This is a genomic window from Bacillus cereus group sp. BfR-BA-01309 (assembly GCF_022664315.1).
Lineage (GTDB): Bacteria > Bacillota > Bacilli > Bacillales > Bacillaceae_G > Bacillus_A > Bacillus_A mobilis.
In genome coordinates this window covers 97751-116821 of the sequence record NZ_JAKUHE010000014.1, presented here as the reverse complement: position 1 = coordinate 116821, position 19071 = coordinate 97751, and the positions used below count along the sequence as shown (strand labels likewise).

Here is a 19071-nt window from a genome sequence, read left to right as displayed (position 1 = left end):
TTTTATCAATTCTTTCTCGTTTTCGCCCTCAATCAAACGATTAAAACTATATCGTTTTGCACTTTCGAACGTACGGATCAAAGTAATTAAATCTTCCGTTTGTTCTTTTGTAATAGAATTGATTTTACAAGTACGTGTTGTTTTCACCCTTTCCCCTCCTTTTCATCACCTGAAAATATTATATGTTGAATTCTGTAAAATATAAAACCTGTAATTGTAAATTTTGATAGTTTTTTATAGATTCTTATTTACTGTTATTACCTCCTTACGAAACTATCATTTAACTTTTCTACCATCTAGTATTCAATATTTCTGCTTTATTATATCTTTTTTCTTTCTATATAAACAAAAAACAATACTTATTTCAAAGTATTGTTTTTTGTTTAAAAGCATATGCAATTACTCTATAGATTTTTATTTTTTTAATTTCACTCTTTGTAGTCGTAATGCATTTAATACAACGGATACAGAACTAAATGCCATCGCAGCTCCAGCAACCCAAGGTGCTAAGAAACCGAACGCTGCAATCGGGATTCCTAACCCATTATAAGCTAGTGCCCAGAATAAATTTTGCTTAATATTTCTTATCGTCATCTTGCTCATAAAGATTGCATCAGCAATACTATTTAAATCACCACGGATTAACGTAATGTCTGCCGCTTCCATCGCTACATCCGTACCTGTTCCAATTGCCATACCGATATCCGCCGTAGCCAGTGCAGGAGCATCATTTATTCCATCTCCAACCATTGCTACTTTCTTACCTTGCGCTTGCAGTTTTTTTACTTCTTCAGCTTTTCCTTCTGGTAATACTTCTGCAATTACGTGATCAATACCAACTTGCTTAGCGATTGCCTGAGCAGTTTGTGTATTATCTCCTGTAATCATAACAACGTCTAGACCCATTTTCTTAAGTCTTGCGATAGCTGCTTTTGAAGTATCTTTTACAGTATCCGCAACGGCAACTATACCAGCATATTCTTTATTGATCGCAATAAGCATCGCTGTTTTTCCTTCTCGTTCTAGCGCTTCCATCGATTTAGAAACTTCTTCAATATCAATATCAAATTTCTTCATTAATCGACGTGTACCAATTAATAATTGTTTCCCTTCTGCAACTGATTCAATACCGAATCCTGGAATTGCTTCAAACGTTGCTGAACTTGGGATATCAATTTTCTTTTCTTTAATTCCTTCTACAATCGCTTCTGCAAGTGGGTGTTCAGAATTTTTTTCTGCCGCACCTACTAAACGTAGTATTTCTTCTTCATGGAATCCATCTGCTACAATTACATCTGTTAACACCGGCTTCCCATTTGTCACAGTACCTGTTTTATCTAGAATAACTGTATCTAATCGGTGGGTTGCTTCTAAATGCTCCCCGCCTTTAAATAAAATGCCATACTCAGCCGATCTTCCTGATCCCGCCATAATAGACGTAGGCGTTGCAAGACCTAATGCACACGGACAAGCGATAACAAGTACGGCTATCATTTTCTCAAGTGCTCCGCCAAAATCACCAGGTGTAACAAATAGCATCCACACTGCAAATGTGATAATAGCAATCACAACTACAACCGGTACGAAAATACCTGAAATTTGATCTGCTACCCTTTGAATAGGAGCTTTTGAACCTTGAGCCTCTTCTACTACTTTAATAATTTGAGCTAATGCAGTATCTCTTCCTACCTTAGTTGCTTTCACTTTTAAAAAGCCATTTTTATTTATTGTAGAACCGATTACTACATCCCCAATTGTTTTATCAACCGGGATACTCTCTCCTGTTAACATCGATTCATCAATTGCTGACTTTCCTTCTACAATTTCCCCATCTACCGGGATTTTTTCCCCTGGTTTCACATAAACGATATCACCAGCTACCACTTCTTCAATTAAAATTTTTATTTCTGTTTCATCTCGTACAACAGTAGCGGTTTTCGCCTGTAATCCCATTAATTTTTTAATTGCTTCTGACGAGCGTCCTTTTGCTTTCGCCTCAAATAATTTACCTAAAATAATTAATGTAATAAGTACTGCACTCGTTTCAAAATACAAGTCTGTCATATGTTCCGAAGAACCAATCGACCTAATACTTAAATACACACTGTAGAAATACGCTGCAGACGTTCCAAGTGCCACGAGAACATCCATATTAGCGCTTTTATTACGTAACGCTTTATAAGCCCCAACATAAAACTGCCCACCAATGATAAACTGAACTGGAGTTGCAAGAGCTAGCTGCACCCAAGGATTCATAAGCATATCAGGTAAATAAATAAACGATGTAAATGAGAAATGACTTACCATTGCCCACAATAATGGAAATGATAAAATAAACGAAATGATAAATTTCTTCTTTTGTCGCTCAATTTCTTGTAAGCGATGATCAGTTGATCCATTTTGCTCATCTGATTTCACTTCTAATTTATATCCTAATTTCGTAATTGCACTCTTCATCTCATTTACATTAATTTCATCAGGATTAAAATCTACTGTAGCTGATTCTAAAGCGAAATTCACTGTTGCTCCGTTCACACCTTCTAACTTATTTAAACGCTTTTCTACTCTATTGGCACATGCTGCGCATGTCATCCCTGAAACAGTAAACTCAGCTTTATCGCTGACAATTCCATATCCTAACGATTCAACTTTTTGCTTAAATTGTTGCGGATTTGTTTTTTGGGGATCATACATTATTTTTGTTTTTTCAAGTGCAAAATTTACATTTGCATCATGAACACCTTCTACTTTTTTCAGACCTTTTTCAATTCTATTCGCACATGCCGCACATGTCATTCCTGATATTTGAAGATTGGCCTCTTTTTGTTCATTCATGTCTCTCACCTCTATATACCCTCATAAGGTATAATTATTAACAAAATAAATCGTACTTCCTATAAAGTACGATTTATTTCCATATCTAAAAATAATTATTGAACATCGTATCCTTGATCTTCAATTACTGCAACGATATCTTTTAACGTTACAACTGATGAGTTGATAGTAACTTCAACAGTTCCTTCTGCTAATTGAACTTTCACTTGCTCAACACCGTTTAGTTCTTTCACGCTGCTTTCAATTGAATTTACACAATGTCCACAAGACATACCTTCAACTTGTAATGTTAACTGTTCCATTTAAAATCCTCCTCTTGTTTCTTCGTTGTTTGTTAATCACAATTACATTTTACCATACCCCCCTAAGGTAATCAATGGTTTTGTATCATGATTTTTCAATTATTTTCTAAAAGTTTATTTTACACACACTTTTTCACACGAATACCTCGAAATCCTATATAAAAGTAAACAAAAAAACAAGCCAGTCACATACTAGCTTGTTTTTACGCTTTTGAAAAACGTTCAAATACTGTCATTAATTCTTCAATTGCTTCGTCACCATTACCATCTTTAATAGCACCTGAAACGCAATGACTTGTATGATTTTTTAATACGCCCATTCCTACTTTTTTCATCGCTGCATTAATCGCTGAAATTTGCACTAAAATATCCACGCAATAACGATCATTTTCAATCATATTTTGAATACCGCGGACTTGTCCTTCAATTCTCTTTAATCTATTTATAATTTGTTCTTTTTCTTTTTCTGATCTATGTGTTACTGCTTCATGCTCTTTATGATCCATATTATCACCTTCTTAAAGTTTCTCTTCATCCAATAAAACAATTGCTTTTACGAGTATACCAATTATAGCACTAATTATCTATGTATGATACCCCATATGAGTATATTTCCGCTCTATGCTTATTCTTAACAATTTATTAGCTTCTCAGTGTCAATTATCATAATACCCTTTCTTTTTTTCAAAAAACAATACATTCTACATCAAAATTTAATAAAGTAAAATGTTTAATCACTTTTGTGCTATATTCTTCAACTAAATTCTCCATTAATGTATATTCCCTGACAAATTTTCGTTGCAAATAAAAAGGGCTACCTTAGTAGCCCTTAATATAATAATTAATTTTCACCAGTTATAAAATACGTAGTTGTAAAAAGCTCAATTCCTTAGTTTTCAAAGTTATTCTTTTACAGGAATAACAGCACCGTTATATTCCTTATTAATAAAATCTTCAATTTCTTTCGAATGCAATACTTCTACAAGTGCTTTAATTTCTTTCTTATCTTTGTCACCTTTACGAACTGCAACTACGTTTACATACGGAGAATCCTTACCTTCAATCGCAATTGCATCTTTTCTTGGATTTAATTTTGCATCAATTGCATAGTTAGCATTAATTAAAATAGCATCACCTTCTTTATTTTTATACATTTGTGTTAATAAACCAGGCTCAATGTCTGTTTTGAATTTCAAATTTTTTGGATTTTCCGCAATATCTTTTACGGTTGCTTTTACAGGATCTATACCATCTTTAATTTTTAAAATACCTTCTTTTTGTAAAATCGCTAAACCACGTCCATGATCAGTAATTGCATTACTCATAATAATTGTTGCACCATCTGGAAGCTCTTTTAGATTTTTATATTTTTGAGAATATAAGCCGATTGGTTCAATATGTATTTTTCCAGCTACTTCAAAATCATATTTTTTGTCTTTCATTTCTTTCTCTAGGTATGGAATACCTTGGAAATAGTTTGCATCTAATTCTTTATTTGCCAATGATTTATTTGGTAATACGTAGTCTTGGAATTTTTTAATTTCTAGTTCCACACCTTTTTTCTCAAGTAATGGTTTTGCTTTTTCCAAAATAACTGCATGAGGTACATTAGAAGCACCAACAACAAGCTTATCTTCACTTTTTCCTCCACAAGCAGTTAAACCAAAAATTGCCGTTGTAATAAGTCCTGATAGTAATAGTTTTTTCATGTTGTAAACACCCTTCTTCTTTTATGTATTTATTTATTAATTCACGCTGTAACAACTCAATAATCCATTTTATTAGAACAACACTAGGACATGCACAAATTGGTTCATTGATTTTCACATCGTTATTCCTCCTGCACACGGACTGTATAAAGTGAAACTTTAATCAGTGAGGATTTTCTTCATCCCCCACTGATTATTAGCCCTCACCAATCGGACTTTTATGGGCAGCCCGACCCCCACCTAACTTCTTTGCTTTCGCTGAATTTGGAGGTGGGGGTCTTACTGCCCATTAAAGCGGGATAAATCGCTCTATTTCCCTTCAGAATAGTCTTCACTCACAGTCGAACAACAAAAAAACCTTTCTGCCCTTAGAATGAGCAGAAAGGTTTGTATACATATATCGATACTATCCCTTTCTCTCATCTCTCAAAGCATTTGCTTTGCAGGAATTAGCACCATTTCAATGTAAAAGTTGATGGTTGCTGGGTTTCATAGGGCACAGTCCCTCCACCTCTCTGGATAAGAGAAATCAGATTTAATTTTCATCTGATTCAAAATCTATTAAATTTTTTATATTTTATGAATTGAATTCTATCAACATAAAATCGTTATGTCAATAAACGTTTATGAAAAAACAAAACTTCAATATACTATGTTGATAGTTGTGTGGCATTACCTCTATAAACTCATCAATTAAAACCACTAATTTTATCCTTAGATTCATTGTTATACAGTAGCACGGTAATATCTTGCACGACTTAAAACAAATACTGATACCTAGTCATCACCTATCGATTTATACTTTGTAATTCTTTAATAAAGCAATCAAACCCTGCTCTCCCCTCTTTATTCACCTTATAAACACCAGCATCTTCTAAGACGCGTTCAAATTTCTTTGCAACTTCAATTTGAAGAAATCTTTTAATGTTCTCTTCTGTATATCCCCCCTGGGCTTTTAATCCATCTGCCCATTTTTGATGAATTTTAGGAACATTTCCCCCCTTATCTAACAAATACAGCTCCACTTCATAAAGCTCCACAATCAAACGCGGGGGGAGAATTGCTAAGCCCATAACTTCAATAAGTCCTATATTTTCTTTTTTAATATGTTGTACATCTGGATGTGGATGAAAAATTCCATCAGGGTATTCCTCACTCACATTATTATCACGAAGTACAAGGTCAATTTCGTACTTTTCTTTACGTCGCCGTACAATTGGTGTAATTGTATGATGTTTTGTACCATTTTTTGATTGCGCACGAATTTGTAAGGATTCATCTGAATAGTTCTTCCAACTTTCATGGATATAGGTGCTGGCATTAATTAGTTCTTCTTTATTTAGGGAAGAAAGACGAATCACACTCATTGGCCAGTTGACGATACCACAAGAAGTATTTGGATAGGCAGGTAATTCAAATGTTTTAAGAATGTTAGCCTTTGCCATTGGAAAGTTATGGCGTCCAGCTTGATAATGGTCATGACTTAAAATAGACCCTCCTACAATAGGTAAATCCGCATTTGAACCAATAAAGTAGTGTGGCATTATTTCTACAAAACTAAACAAACGAGAAAATGCCTCACGAGAAATTTTCATTGGACGATGCTTTTTAGATAGTACGATGGAGTGTTCGTTAAAGTAGGCATATGGTGAATATTGAAACCCCCACTCTTCTCCATCTAGCTCAATATTAATGATTCGGTGATTGCTTCTACCCGGATGGTTCAAGCGGCCGAAATATCCTTCATTTTCAATACAAAGTAAACATTTTGGATAATTACCCTTCGGTGTATTTCTAGCTGCCATGATCTCTTTGGGGTCTTTCTCTGGTTTGGATAAATTTATATTAATCTCCAGTTCGCCATATTTTGATTTTGCTACATATTGAATATTTTTTTCAATCGCACGTGTCTTTATGTAATCATTTCGTTTACTAAGTTCAAAGAAATAATCCGTTGCTTGTTTAGGAGTTTTACGATATGCCTTCTGAAAATTCGCATTAACCTTAGATGGAAGTGGCGTAATCACATCCATTAAAAGCGCTTCAAACATTTCACAATTAACTTGATTTTTAGAGATTTTTAGATTTTTTATCGCTTTATCTATAAGTGTATTTAACAGAACATGTCGGTCCATTTCGACTACGCTATTAATCTCACCCATGTCCGATTCGCCAATCAAACGTAATAGTTGATTGTGCGTATAAATTCGGTCACTTTCTTCAATGGCTCCATTATCAATTGCAAGTGTAGTAAAATCATAAATTGCTTGGTTTGTTTCCATCTTTTTCACCCCATTCATTATCCGATTGCTGTAGTTCCACTACCAATGTGTGCTACATAAAAGACAGGCGCATATCCTACAACTTTAAGATATTCCTCATAAACATTGTTTTTAAAAGCATGGATTTTACTTTCTTTTACTAATGCAATAGCGCATCCACCAAACCCAGCCCCAGTCATACGTGCCCCAAGTACACCCTCTTGTTTTTGTGCAGTGGCTACCAATGTATCTAATTCCAGCCCAGTAACTTCATAATCATCTCTTAAAGATGCATGAGAAGCGTTCAATAGATTTCCGAATTCTTCTAAATCATTTGCAGTAAGAGCTTCTTTTGCTTTTTTTGTACGCTCATTTTCATAAACTGCATGCTTGGCGCGTTTCATTAAGATTTCATTCCCAATAAGATTTTGATTTGCATCAAATTCTGCTTTGCTTAGTTCTCCAAGTGCCCTAATTTCTAACTTTGTTTGGAAACATGCGAGTGCTTCTTCACATTCAGCACGGCGTTCATTATATTTTGAATCTACTAGTTCTCGGCGCTTATTCGTATTCATAATTACAATAGCATAGTCATTCAAAACCACTGGTACCATTTCATACTCTAACGTATTAGTATCTAGAAGAATTGCTTTGTCTTCTTCACCAAATCCAATGGCAAACTGATCCATGATGCCAGAGTTCACACCAATAAATTCATTCTCAACTTTTTTACCCATTTTCACTAATTCAAGTCGCGTCACATTTAAGTTGAACAGGTCTTCTAATACTACGCCTACAAGTAATTCAAGTGAAGCACTACTCGAAAGACCCGCTCCATTTGGAATCGTCCCTTCAACTAATAATTCAAAACCAGAGTCTATTTTATACCCTGCTTCTTTCAGCGTTAAAATAACTCCTTTTACATAATTCGCCCAATTATCGTTTTTATCGTAATTTAATTCATTCACAGTAAAACTAATCACTCCAAGTTCCTCAAAGTTCGTTGAATAAACTAATACTCTATCATCCTCACGACGCCTGGCCACTCCATAAGTCCCATATGTAATAGAAGCTGGGAATACATAACCACCATTGTAGTCTGTATGTTCCCCGATTAAGTTGATACGTCCTGGAGAAAAATATTGATTTGTTTCTAGATTTCCAAATATCTCAGCAAATTTTAAAGTTAGCCCACGTTTCTTTTCCATAAATATAAACCTCCCTTTTGCATTCGTTTTAAATATAGGAGCCATCCGCTTATTCATTCGACCACTTCTAACCGTTCAACATCATTTCTAGACACAACATCGTATTTTAAATAAGTTCCGATTGCAGTATCTAATCCTTCTATACATGTTTCATATTTAAAGAAACTATTAAAAATTATACCCTCAAATAATATGAAATTCTGTTACCGTTTGATGAGTTGAATCCGCCCTAAGAACCATATCCCCAAAATCAGAAAACTGTTCAGCACCTGGACAAACCTGTGTTTCAAAAGTAATTCCGCCATGGTTTGCAAGTTGCTTACCATGCATGAGTGGAGTATTCTCACCAAAATTTGCTGTAAAGATGACGACACTGGGCTCTTTTGTAGCTATTTCAATAGAAACCACTTCATCCGGGCTAGTGAGTTTCACTGAACTATGTGATAGTTCAGGTCGATTCAAGAAGAATGGATGATCAATTCCATCCACTAATTCTTTTTGAACAAAATTACTACTGAAAGTTTCTTTGAGTTTAACTGGCTTTCTAAAATCAAATGCAGTCCCTTCTACAGGCAACTTCACACCAATTGGAACACTTTCCAAATCTAATGGTGCAAATCTATCACTATCCACCCACAATTTATGTTCATTTACGGATTGTGCTACATCACCAGTTAAATTGAAGTACACATGATTTGTTGGATTGAATAAGGTATCTTTGTCACTTGTCGCTCTAGTTTCTACTTTCCAAACATTAGTGTTAGTCAAGGTATAACGTATCTCAATATCAAGGTTCCCTGGAAAACCATTTTCACCATGGGGGCTCAACATATGAAATATCACTGAGGTCTCATCATTATTCTCGACGACACAATATTGCCACTTTTTACTTTCAAATCCTGGAGTACCGCCATGTAAAGTGTTCCCGGTTTTCTCATCAACTTGTACTCTATAGATTTCCCCATCTATTTGAAAAGTTCCATTTCGAATTCGTCCAGCTACACGTCCGATTGAGGCACCAATATATAAATCTTTTTCTAGATATTCCTTTGCCGTATCAAAACCAAGTATAAGCTCACGTAAGCCATTCGTTGTCGGTACCTTTAAACTCGTAATACGAGCTCCTAGGTCTGAAACTGTCAATTGCAGGCCGTACAGATTGGTAATAGTAATACTCGTATAGCCAGCACCGAAATCTTTTGTTGTAATATTCATTTCAGATATCACCCTCCTTTATTTAGAATGAAAATGAGCCAGTGCAGCACTAGAATTAACATCTTCCATTGCTTGCTCATGATGGATTAGCTTCACTTCTAGTTCTTTGACAATTTATACATGCGTTTTCTCTGTCAATATAACCTTCCATGCAAAAAATAGCGGAAAAATCATGAGTACTGCTGGAAGATAAAACGCATAAAGATGGGATGTTGAAGCACCATGAGCAGTAATATCTGCTGCTGTAGCATTACCAGTCATCCCAGAAGTAACAGCTACAAACCCAACGATTCAGTTTGTGATAAAGCTCCAGCAATTTTATCGAGTAATGGACGAATTAATAATGTCACAGCTTCATTTCGAGTGCCATTTTTCCATTGTCCATATTCAACTGAGTTGGTAAAATTCCCGTCCTCTTAGTTTTAATAACGAAAGAAAACGTTTTCGATTTTATGTATATAAAATTACAAATTACATTAATCTTCCTATGATTTTCTTTTTCATGTATAGTTTAACAAGAAAGCGTTTTCTGTTTTATATCCTTTTGTGACCTTAATTTAACCTTTTGTTGCATTTCTTTCTTCAAATGGCATATTGGTTATAGTAATCTCGAAGAAGGGAGAGACACATGGAACAAGCAGTATTTATAAAAAAAGAACACCATCACTTCTCGAGCGAACTTTATTTTGATTTTTGTGGTTTTTCAAAAACACTACCTTTTCATGCATTTGGTCCTGCTGTACGTAACAGCTATATTATTCATGTCGTGTTGGATGGAAAAGGAAAGTACTATGTAAAAGATAAAAAATATTCATTAAAGAAAGGTGATCTTTTTCTTATTCCTCCAGGAGAGTCTACCTTTTATCGTTCGGACGCTGAGGAACCATGGTTGTATGCATGGCTTTCATTTGGTGGGAAGGTTGCAGAAGAAATTATTAACTTTTCAAATTTAAAAGGTGATAACTATACTGTTACCTCAACTAATATTCAACAATATTTGGAGATTATCTTGGAGTGTATGAATTGCTCCTACAGTACATTAGAAGATGAATTAAAGTTAAATGAGCTAACCTATCGTTTTTTAAGATTAATCCTTACAGATGGTGGTTCAATCTCAACAGGAGTAAAGCAAAAGGTTTCACGACTCGCAATTGAAGCAATGATATATATTGGAGAACACTATATAGAGGAGATTACCGTAAGTGATGTAGCCAATCACCTCGCGGTCAATCGAAGCCATCTTTCTCGGGTATTTCAAAATCATTTTGGGATGAGCATGAAGGACTGGATTATAAGGATGCGTATTAATCACGCAGCGTATTTACTTTCAATGACTAATGAATCGGTAGAAAATATATCTTATCAGGTGGGTTTTCATAGTTTAGCAGCCTTTAGTCGCATATTTAAAAAGGTGACTAAGGAAACACCTACGCACTACCGAAAACGTATGTCGAAAGATGATTTTCAATCCATTTCTTTATCAAGTTTGAAGTTATTACTTGGGAAACAAGAAATTATTTCACAGGCCACCTAAGAAAATGAAATAAATTTTGTTAAGGTACAAAAATTTCTTCATAAAAGTTCCGAACTACATGTTTAATGATTATAAGAATAAATTTTTAAAAATCCAAAACAAGCTACGTATTTTGCAGACATAAATAAAAGTCAAGGCTATCAAAATAGCTCTTGACTTTTATTTATGTTTTAGATGGATGCCATTACACAATCTACACATCAAAATATAATTTATAACCTTTACTGTTCAAAATACACTTGAGAGCTTTTCCCACTTTTATCCGAACTATCCATTTCTATTATCCAAGAGTTTGCATCTTCCTTAACAGTTATCTCATCGTCCTTTTCTGCTACCTTGTAACCTATTTTTTTAGGTATAGTAAAGATTACTTTAGCTTGCTCTTTCATTGGATCAGCCACCACTACTTTTACGCCACTACCTTCATAGCTTATTGCAATTGCCCCCCTAGTTTTAGCCTCTACTTCATTCACCTTCCCTATCTCAAAAAAATTCCCCATCCATATATCATCAGCATCATCAAAAATCACTTGCTGCGTTGGTGTATTAGAAAGTATCGATACGTCTATTTCTTTTGCGTAAGTAGATGTATCTTCTTGATTCTTACCAGGAAGAATTACATATACATATTCTCCACCTGACGGGGACTTTCCATGAGGTATTGATAATGTTGCGAATATGTTACTTACCTGATCGCTCGATCCCCCTTTATTTACATCAGACCACTTTCCACTTCGCTCTTTCTTTTCAGCATATATATTTTCAGATTGAGGGAACACATAACCAATATCAGACTGATTGTTTTTTCCTTTAAGGTGGGCCCAAGAAGCTCCCTTAAATAGGGTACCCTGATCAAGAGCTACTTCTGTACCCTCCACTTCCAGAAGATTTGAACCATCTTTTTCTAATCTTCTATTCTCAACTATTGTCTCTGTATCAGCATTCTCTTTTGAATTAATTCCTGCAGCCATTGCTACAATTTTATCTTTAAGAAAGAACCAAGATTTTTTTGCTTCTAATGAACTTCCAGTAACATTTTGCATGGTGTAATACATGCTAGCTGAACCAATCTGTCCATCCGAAACGCCTCCTGACCACGACTTAGGGTTATTATAATTTTTCCAATCAATTAAATTGCCTAATTTATGATCTGTTGTTGTGCCAGGAAGTCTTGTCATATCTATAGTTGCCCAATAGTCATTATCGTATTGGCCGATATCATTGTTATACAAATACAACATCCCTGTTCCCATGTAAAATCCCTTCATATTTTCCCCATTCCCATATTCAAAAGAACTGATTTGTTTACCAAATAAACTCAATCCAGCTGCAAAGTCTTTCTTTTGATGGGTCATCTGATTCATCGTGCTTAACATATTATTTGTATCTCTCACACCAAAATCTGGTTTAATTGAACTATCACTCATTAAACGTTGAAATGTTTGTGTTTTATGAATGGATAACCCATTATAATAACTTTCCTGACTGTTATGTTGAAATATAGCTTCTTTTACATAACGGGCATATTTTCCTCGATATGATAAGTCTTGATTTTGTGAACTAATTACAAGTATTTCATAAAGCATATTTCTCCCTACAATACTAGAGGAGGAAATTTGTCTAGACATGCCTCGGCCACGCGTCATGTCAAATATTTCACCTTGTTTCATAACTGGTAAATAGGTAGTTTCAATATACGTATAAAGTTTTTTAATTCCTTGTACATTCGTCAATCTGTCTGTTCCACTAAACAATTCATGAATATCAGCACTTCTCGCAAGTAACACTTCCCCATACCCACCAGTATACGGATTATATGTGTGCTGTATAAATGATCCATCTTTATAAAATCCATCACCATTTTGAACTATTTTATAAACATCATTTGTCGCATCTATTCCTAGTTGAATTTTATCACTATTATTGTTCAGAACACCTCTCACCATGACTATGAAACTTTTATCTAGTAAATTAGCTCCAGTTTCTTTAATTCCATTTAACCTTTTGGTTGGATCCGGTACAAAACGATCAACTGCCATTATATACTTGCTTAGCTCCACCTCAGTTAAATCATCACACATTAATATCAAAATATTATTAAATGACTGCGGTGTTCCAATCTCCCAATCCCACCAATTTCCATATGTATTTTTGATTTCTTCATTATACATTTGGTCATTGAAGTATTTTATTGCGTACATAATGTTTTTTTGTAATGTATTTTGTTGATAGTATATCGAATTAGGTGTCTGATAAAGTACCGCCATTTTCTCGATATTTTTCACTGTTTCTGTGATTTGTGCGGAATTCTGCTTCCAGTCTTGAAGATTCTTAAATAAAAAAGAATTATCGTCATCTTTGTTTAGATTGCTTAACACATTATCTTGTAAATCCTTTTCTTTATCCAAAACGATGTTTTTTAAAATTTCATCTTCATTTGTAAAAGGTTCACCAACAAGTATCTTTTTCCAATTTGATATCATTTTAGCACTTTCTTCTGTTTCTGCGACTGCATTTAAACTGAAGGACTCCATAACAAAACTTAAAACAAATATACATAATATTATCCTTTTCATGAAACCGTTCTCCTTTATCACTTTAGTAATAAACGATACATTTATTCCCTGTTTAAAGATTTCATTTCAAATAATACCCCTTTGAAAAGTTTGTATATTATGAAAAATAAGCCTATGAATCAGCTAAAAACGTAATAATCTACATTGTTTTTTAAACTGTACGCTTTACCTAATTCCTTCATCAAAGCTGCCCATTATAACGCTAAAAAATATCTAACAAAATACTAGAAATGCTTATTTTATATCTAAATAAATTGGATTTTCTCTTAAATAAAGTTCTTCCTCATAATTCCCTTCCGTTTCAAAGACAATCAACTTGTTTTCTCCCTTTATTAATAACGGAGCGGGGATATATAAATAACCCGTTGGACCTACATCCCAATACTTTCCTAAATTAAACCCATTTAAAACAACAAATCCTTTTCCAAACTTACTACAGTCTAAAAATGTATCTTTTAATTCTTGTACATTAAATGAGTACTCATAAAAACTAGGTGTATTAGGTTCCCATTGACCGTTGAAATCAATCTCATCAAGATTATCAAATTCTAATGCATAATGTTCCCAGTTTGATTGTAAATGTATATCAATCATTACACCTGAGGAGATACCTTTTCGTTGCGTAGAAGACAACAACCGTGCCCCATAATTAACACGTCCCATATTTTCTACTAAAATATCCAGCGTATTTTCTTCCTTAGTTAAATCTAACGATACCTCTCTACCAATCTCATCCCTATATTGGGTGTCTACTAATTGTTCATTAAGGAACAAATGAACACGATCTCTAGCATCTATTACCTTACATTTTTCTATATTTTTTGGTCCTTTTAAAAATGTTCGATATAAAATATACCCATACTGCTGATCAATATCTTCCATTGTTAATGTATAAGAATTGTCTCTCTTCTTCGCTATTTTCTCTAACGTTGAAAACAGTGATACCTTACGATTCAATTTAATATCCCCATAATTTGCACGTGGTAAAATACGCGGTTCCAATTGTTCTCTATCTGGGCAAACTTCTTTAATAGCTTTCTGAACAGCATAATATTTTGGCGTTGGTTCTCCCCATTCTGTTAGCAATGCATCATAATCATATGAAGTAATTTGTGGTAAATCCACATTTCCCCTCGATGAACAACCATTCATAAATCCAAAATTAGTACCACCTTGAAACATGTAGAAGTTAATACTAGCCCTTTTCAATAGTTCCTTGACTTCTTCTGCTAATTCACTGCCATCACGTCGAATAATTTCCATACCCCATCGGTTAAACCAGCCATCCCAAAATTCCATACACATTAATGGCCATTCTTTTTTATTTTTTTTAATGAAACTTTCAAGCTCATTTAAATTTTCATTAGAGCGTGAACCGAAATTACCCGTTACTAAAACATCGTCATCAATCAGGCTCCCTGATTCTAAAGCCTCTTGCCATGCACCATCTGAAGTGAAAAGTGGAACCGTTACACCTAAATCTCTCATTATTTTTTTTATATTTCTTACATACTCTTTGTCATTTCCAAATGAACCATATTCATTTTCTACTTGCATCATAATAATAGGTCCACCATTCTCTACTTGTAATGGGGTTACCATTGGTAGAAGAACTTTATAAAAGTTTTCCACTTTATTTAGAAACAAGTTAGTATTACTTCGAACTCGTATATTTTTATATTTTAGTAACCAAGCAGGTAATCCACCGAATTCCCATTCTGCACAAATATATGGAGTAGGACGTAAAATAACCATTAATCCATATTTTTGAGCCAATTGTACATATTTCACAAGGTCTGCCATACCTTCAAAATTAAATACCCCTTCTTTTGGTTCGTGTATATTCCACGGAACATACGTCTCTACTGTATTACACCCTAGTGCCTTCAAGTTATAAAGACTATGATCCCAATATTCTGGAACAATCCTGAAATAGTGAAGAGCACCTGATATAATCTTTATAGGCTCACCATCTAGCATAAAATCTTTCCCAATTTCAAATGATTTCATAGTTTATCCTCCATTATTTCAAATGATGATACCTTACTTTATTAACATTTATATACTTACCAATATGTTGCCCACGTTGGGTTAAACATACGATACAACGCCTCAAAGTAAAAATAATCCCCCCATAAATTAGGTTCATCAATTCCTTTTCCTTCTGCATATGCATAAACACCATGTAGTAAGATTCCTTCATTATGCTCATCATTTTTTATCGTGCACTGTTCCCTAAGTGCTTGAATCATTCCGCGAGCAATGGATGCAGATCCCTCATACATATTACTTGCTTGAGCTTCAAGCAAACCACATGCGGCAATTGCCATTGCAGAACTATCTAACGGCTGATTATCCTCATCTGTAAAAGTAAGATCCCAATAGGGAACCAAACCATTTGATAATTTACTAATAAAATAATTGGTGATTTTTTCATATTGTTTTCGATCAACATGATTAAGCATATAATTAAACCCCATAGGTAAACCTAGCACGGCCCATGCTTGCCCACGTGCCCAACAAGAAGAATTAGTATATCCTTGGTGGGTAGCCCCATATGAAGCTTCTCCTGTAACAGGGTCAAAATAAAATGTATGATACGTGGACGCGTCTTCTCTTATAATAGTTTTCGTTACTTGTTGAAAATGTTGTTCTGCTATATGTTTATAACATTGGTCACCTGTCAATTTCGTTGCCATAAACAATAAAGGCAGGTTTAATAATGAGTCAATAATCAAACGGTACTCATCAGGATCATCAAGTTTTCCCCAAGCCTGAATAAAATTCCCTTTGTCATGAAAACGACTTATTAGTTTATCGGCAGCTTGAATAATAATTGGAGTAAAAGATCCATCTGATGTCACCTTATAACCAGCAACAACTGATAAACTATATAAAAATCCTAGGTCATGATGATCTACAACAAAATTTTTATCTAGTCTATCTTTAAAACTTTCAATGTTTTTTAGTGCTATTGATTTAAAAATATCTTTTTTCGAATATTCATAGGCAATCCATAGCATCCCTGTCCAAAATCCATTCGTCCAATCATCATTTTCCTTTATTCTATATTTTCCATTTGTTGCACAGGCAGATGGGTAACTAGTCCCAAAACGTTCTATGTTCTTTTCTAGCTTTTCGCATATCCAATCTAATTCTGCTTTTATACTATTTCGATCTAATGCCTTTCCTTTTTCTTTAAATAGCTCTATATTTTTCGATAGTATAGACATGCTAGTCTCCTCCCTAACAATTCAATCTCTACATTTAAACTCTCTTATCCTTTTAACCTCACTATATGAAAACATCACTCATTTTTCATAAAACGAGTGATGTTTTTAGTTTTTATTAACCCTTACATATTATTCAATTTAAAAATACTTCAATACTTGCATCAGATTCTTCTGGAACCATCTGCGCAGTAACTTTTACACCTTGTCTTAATAACTGTTGAACAGCAACTTTTTCATCTTCCGTCATACTAATTGATTTTTTAATTTGAGTTGTTCCTGGACGATTAGACATATTACCAATGTTTACCTCTTTCAATGCTAATCCACCATTCATTAGTTGCGCTAAAATTTCAGGAGTCTTCACAATTAATAACACTCTTTGCCCCTTATAATTCCCATTCTTCACATTATTAAGGCCTTTTTCAAAGGTTAAAATGGACGTATTAACACCAGCTGGTGCTGCCATTCTTAAAATTGATTTCTCATCATCATTAACTGCAACTTTATCATCGATAATCATAATACGATTCACTCTTAAACCAGTTGCCCATCTTGTTGCAACTTGTCCATGAATAAGTCTATCATCAACTCTAATATGTACGATTCCTTCCATTACTAAACACGCCCCTTAAACGAAAATTTTTAAATTATAAGCAATAATTCCTATAAAGATCAATAAAAAGATAACACGAGTAGAATTCATTTTCTTTCTACCTAATAACCAATACGTTAAAAATACTACAAGAGCTGGTGCTAAACCAGGCATAATTTGATTTGCAAGATCCTGTAATTTCAAAGTAACTTCACCTTTGGTAAACTCATAACCAAAAGTAGCCTTGACTACTGAAGGAATCAATGCTCCTACAACGGTGATCCCCAGAATATTTGCTGATTGTGTTATTTTTTTCAAACGATTCCCTAACTCACCAACAAGTTTTGCACCTTCTTTATAACCTGTCCATACAAAGAATCTCATAAATCCCAATCTAACACAGCCAAATAAGATCCATAAAATCAAAGCAATTGGATTTCCCTCTAGTGCTAAGTAAGACGCAATGGAGCCAACAATAGTGGTCGGAATTACAAAGAATAAAGTATCGCCTATTCCTGCTAGCGGTCCCATTAATCCTGTTTTAAGCGACGCTACTGTATCAATGGACTCAATTCCCTTCTCTTTTTCTAAGGCTACATCTAAGCCTAGAATAACGGGAGCTGTAGAATTATTCGTGTTAAAAAACTGCAGTTGATTTATTGCTGCTCTCTTTTTTTCTTCTTCCTCACTATATATGCTTTCTAACAATGGATAAATGCTGTAGTAATAGCCTAAACCTTGCATCTTTTCATAGTTCCATCCTGTTTGACCGAAGAAATACCAACGCCAGAATACTTTGTTTACATCTTTATCTACTATATTTTTACTCATCTCCCATTCCCCCATCATTAGTTGCATAATCGCTCTCTTTCATAAAGGTTTGGAAATAAATTATTGCCATCGCTAAGCCGATTAAAGCAACGCCTAGTACAGGTACTTTTAAATAAGCTGCTAAGAAGAAACCGATAATCAAAAAGGCGATATTTTGTTTTATAGGTAAATATTTCAATAAAATTGCAATACCTAATGCAGGAAGCAATCCCCCAGCTACTTGCAAACCACCCATAAGCCACTTAGGAATATTATCTACAATAGCTTGGACAAACTTGGCACCAAATACTAAAGCTAGAAACACAGGTATCATTCTTGATAAGGACGTTGGGACAATTCCCCATAGATTCATATAGGATGCCTTTTTAAATTTCCCTTCCGCTACTAATTTTTCAGCTTTATGCTGGAAAAAAGTATTCGTAAAACGAGCCAGAACATCTAATTGCACCATTAGTAGTCCAATCGGGATTGCTAGTGTCGCTCCAAATTTAGCATCTTGCCCACTCATAACTGTAAAAGCTGTTCCCAATAGCGCACCTGTCATATAATCTGGTATAGAAGCTCCTCCAAAGTTGCCAACACCTAAAACTAATAAGTTTAAAGTTCCCCCTACAATTAACCCCGTTTGAATGTCACCTAAAATTAGCCCAGCGAAAAAACCTGCCATTGTTGGCTTTACGAAACCAAACGTTGTATTGTTCCCATCATAAATGGCGAATCCAGAATATAATGTTATTAAAACAATTTGCCACCATTCAACGCTTACCATTGGCTA

Annotated in this window: 15 protein-coding genes, 1 pseudogene and 1 riboswitch; of the genes and pseudogenes, 1 reads left to right on the top strand and 15 read right to left on the bottom strand. The window is 34.4% G+C overall.

Features of this window, described 5'->3' with window-relative positions:
* The 9 genes and pseudogenes from MR115_RS23025 to MR115_RS22985 all read right to left on the bottom strand — a co-directional run.
* Window positions 1-147: pseudogene (locus MR115_RS23025) on the bottom strand (transposase); the annotation flags it as partial.
* Between the two features lie 267 nt (window positions 148-414).
* Window positions 415-2835 carry a heavy metal translocating P-type ATPase gene (locus MR115_RS23020; RefSeq protein ID WP_242242912.1) on the bottom strand — a complete coding sequence of 807 codons (2421 nt, stop codon included), beginning with the start codon at window positions 2833-2835 and terminating at the stop codon, window positions 415-417.
* Window positions 2836-2930: 95 nt separating this feature from the next.
* Window positions 2931-3137, bottom strand: coding sequence for a copper chaperone CopZ (gene copZ, locus MR115_RS23015; RefSeq protein WP_016135194.1), 207 nt, complete (start codon window positions 3135-3137; stop codon window positions 2931-2933).
* Between the two features lie 203 nt (window positions 3138-3340).
* Window positions 3341-3643, bottom strand: a complete 303-nt coding sequence (locus tag MR115_RS23010) for a metal-sensing transcriptional repressor (RefSeq protein ID WP_000349636.1) — start codon at window positions 3641-3643, stop codon at window positions 3341-3343.
* A 396-nt stretch (window positions 3644-4039) separates the two neighbouring features.
* The gene (gene metQ, locus MR115_RS23005) at window positions 4040-4846 is read right to left on the bottom strand and encodes a methionine ABC transporter substrate-binding lipoprotein MetQ (protein WP_071721449.1); all 807 of its coding nucleotides are present in this window, start codon (window positions 4844-4846) and stop codon (window positions 4040-4042) included.
* 416 nt (window positions 4847-5262) lie between these two features.
* A riboswitch (SAM riboswitch) is annotated at window positions 5263-5372 on the bottom strand.
* Between the two features lie 262 nt (window positions 5373-5634).
* Window positions 5635-7128, bottom strand: a complete 1494-nt coding sequence (galT, locus tag MR115_RS23000; protein ID WP_242242911.1) for a UDP-glucose--hexose-1-phosphate uridylyltransferase — start codon at window positions 7126-7128, stop codon at window positions 5635-5637.
* 17 nt (window positions 7129-7145) lie between these two features.
* Window positions 7146-8315 (bottom strand): galactokinase, encoded by a 1170-nt coding sequence (locus MR115_RS22995; RefSeq protein WP_242242910.1) that lies wholly within the window; start codon window positions 8313-8315, stop codon window positions 7146-7148.
* A gap of 183 nt (window positions 8316-8498) precedes the next feature.
* Window positions 8499-9530, bottom strand: a complete 1032-nt coding sequence (locus MR115_RS22990; protein WP_097816784.1) for a galactose-1-epimerase — start codon at window positions 9528-9530, stop codon at window positions 8499-8501.
* Between the two features lie 114 nt (window positions 9531-9644).
* Window positions 9645-9791 (bottom strand): hypothetical protein, encoded by a 147-nt coding sequence (locus MR115_RS22985; RefSeq protein WP_242242909.1) that lies wholly within the window; start codon window positions 9789-9791, stop codon window positions 9645-9647.
* 367 nt (window positions 9792-10158) lie between these two features.
* On the opposite strand from MR115_RS22985, the gene MR115_RS22980 reads away from it, so the two are divergent.
* Entirely contained in the window at window positions 10159-11064 is a 906-nt protein-coding gene (locus tag MR115_RS22980; protein WP_242242908.1) for an AraC family transcriptional regulator, read from the top strand.
* A gap of 221 nt (window positions 11065-11285) precedes the next feature.
* Here the strand turns inward: MR115_RS22980 and MR115_RS22975 are convergent, their stop codons facing one another.
* The 6 genes from MR115_RS22975 to MR115_RS22950 form a co-directional block, all read right to left on the bottom strand.
* On the bottom strand, window positions 11286-13640 hold the full coding sequence (locus tag MR115_RS22975) for a polysaccharide lyase 8 family protein (protein WP_242242907.1): 2355 nt from the start codon (window positions 13638-13640) through the stop codon (window positions 11286-11288).
* A 234-nt stretch (window positions 13641-13874) separates the two neighbouring features.
* On the bottom strand, window positions 13875-15650 hold the full coding sequence (locus MR115_RS22970; protein ID WP_242242906.1) for a glycoside hydrolase family 35 protein: 1776 nt from the start codon (window positions 15648-15650) through the stop codon (window positions 13875-13877).
* A gap of 56 nt (window positions 15651-15706) precedes the next feature.
* Window positions 15707-16873 carry a glycoside hydrolase family 88 protein gene (locus tag MR115_RS22965; protein WP_242242905.1) on the bottom strand — a complete coding sequence of 389 codons (1167 nt, stop codon included), beginning with the start codon at window positions 16871-16873 and terminating at the stop codon, window positions 15707-15709.
* A gap of 133 nt (window positions 16874-17006) precedes the next feature.
* The gene (locus MR115_RS22960) at window positions 17007-17486 is read right to left on the bottom strand and encodes a PTS sugar transporter subunit IIB (protein ID WP_088028749.1); all 480 of its coding nucleotides are present in this window, start codon (window positions 17484-17486) and stop codon (window positions 17007-17009) included.
* Window positions 17487-17501: 15 nt separating this feature from the next.
* On the bottom strand, window positions 17502-18323 hold the full coding sequence (locus MR115_RS22955) for a PTS system mannose/fructose/sorbose family transporter subunit IID (RefSeq protein WP_205753015.1): 822 nt from the start codon (window positions 18321-18323) through the stop codon (window positions 17502-17504).
* Window positions 18289-19065: a PTS mannose/fructose/sorbose/N-acetylgalactosamine transporter subunit IIC gene (locus tag MR115_RS22950; RefSeq protein WP_030027385.1), complete on the bottom strand. Its 777-nt coding sequence runs from the start codon at window positions 19063-19065 to the stop codon at window positions 18289-18291. Before MR115_RS22950 ends, MR115_RS22955 begins: the two co-directional genes overlap by 35 nt.
* Window positions 19066-19071: the final 6 nt, after the last annotated feature.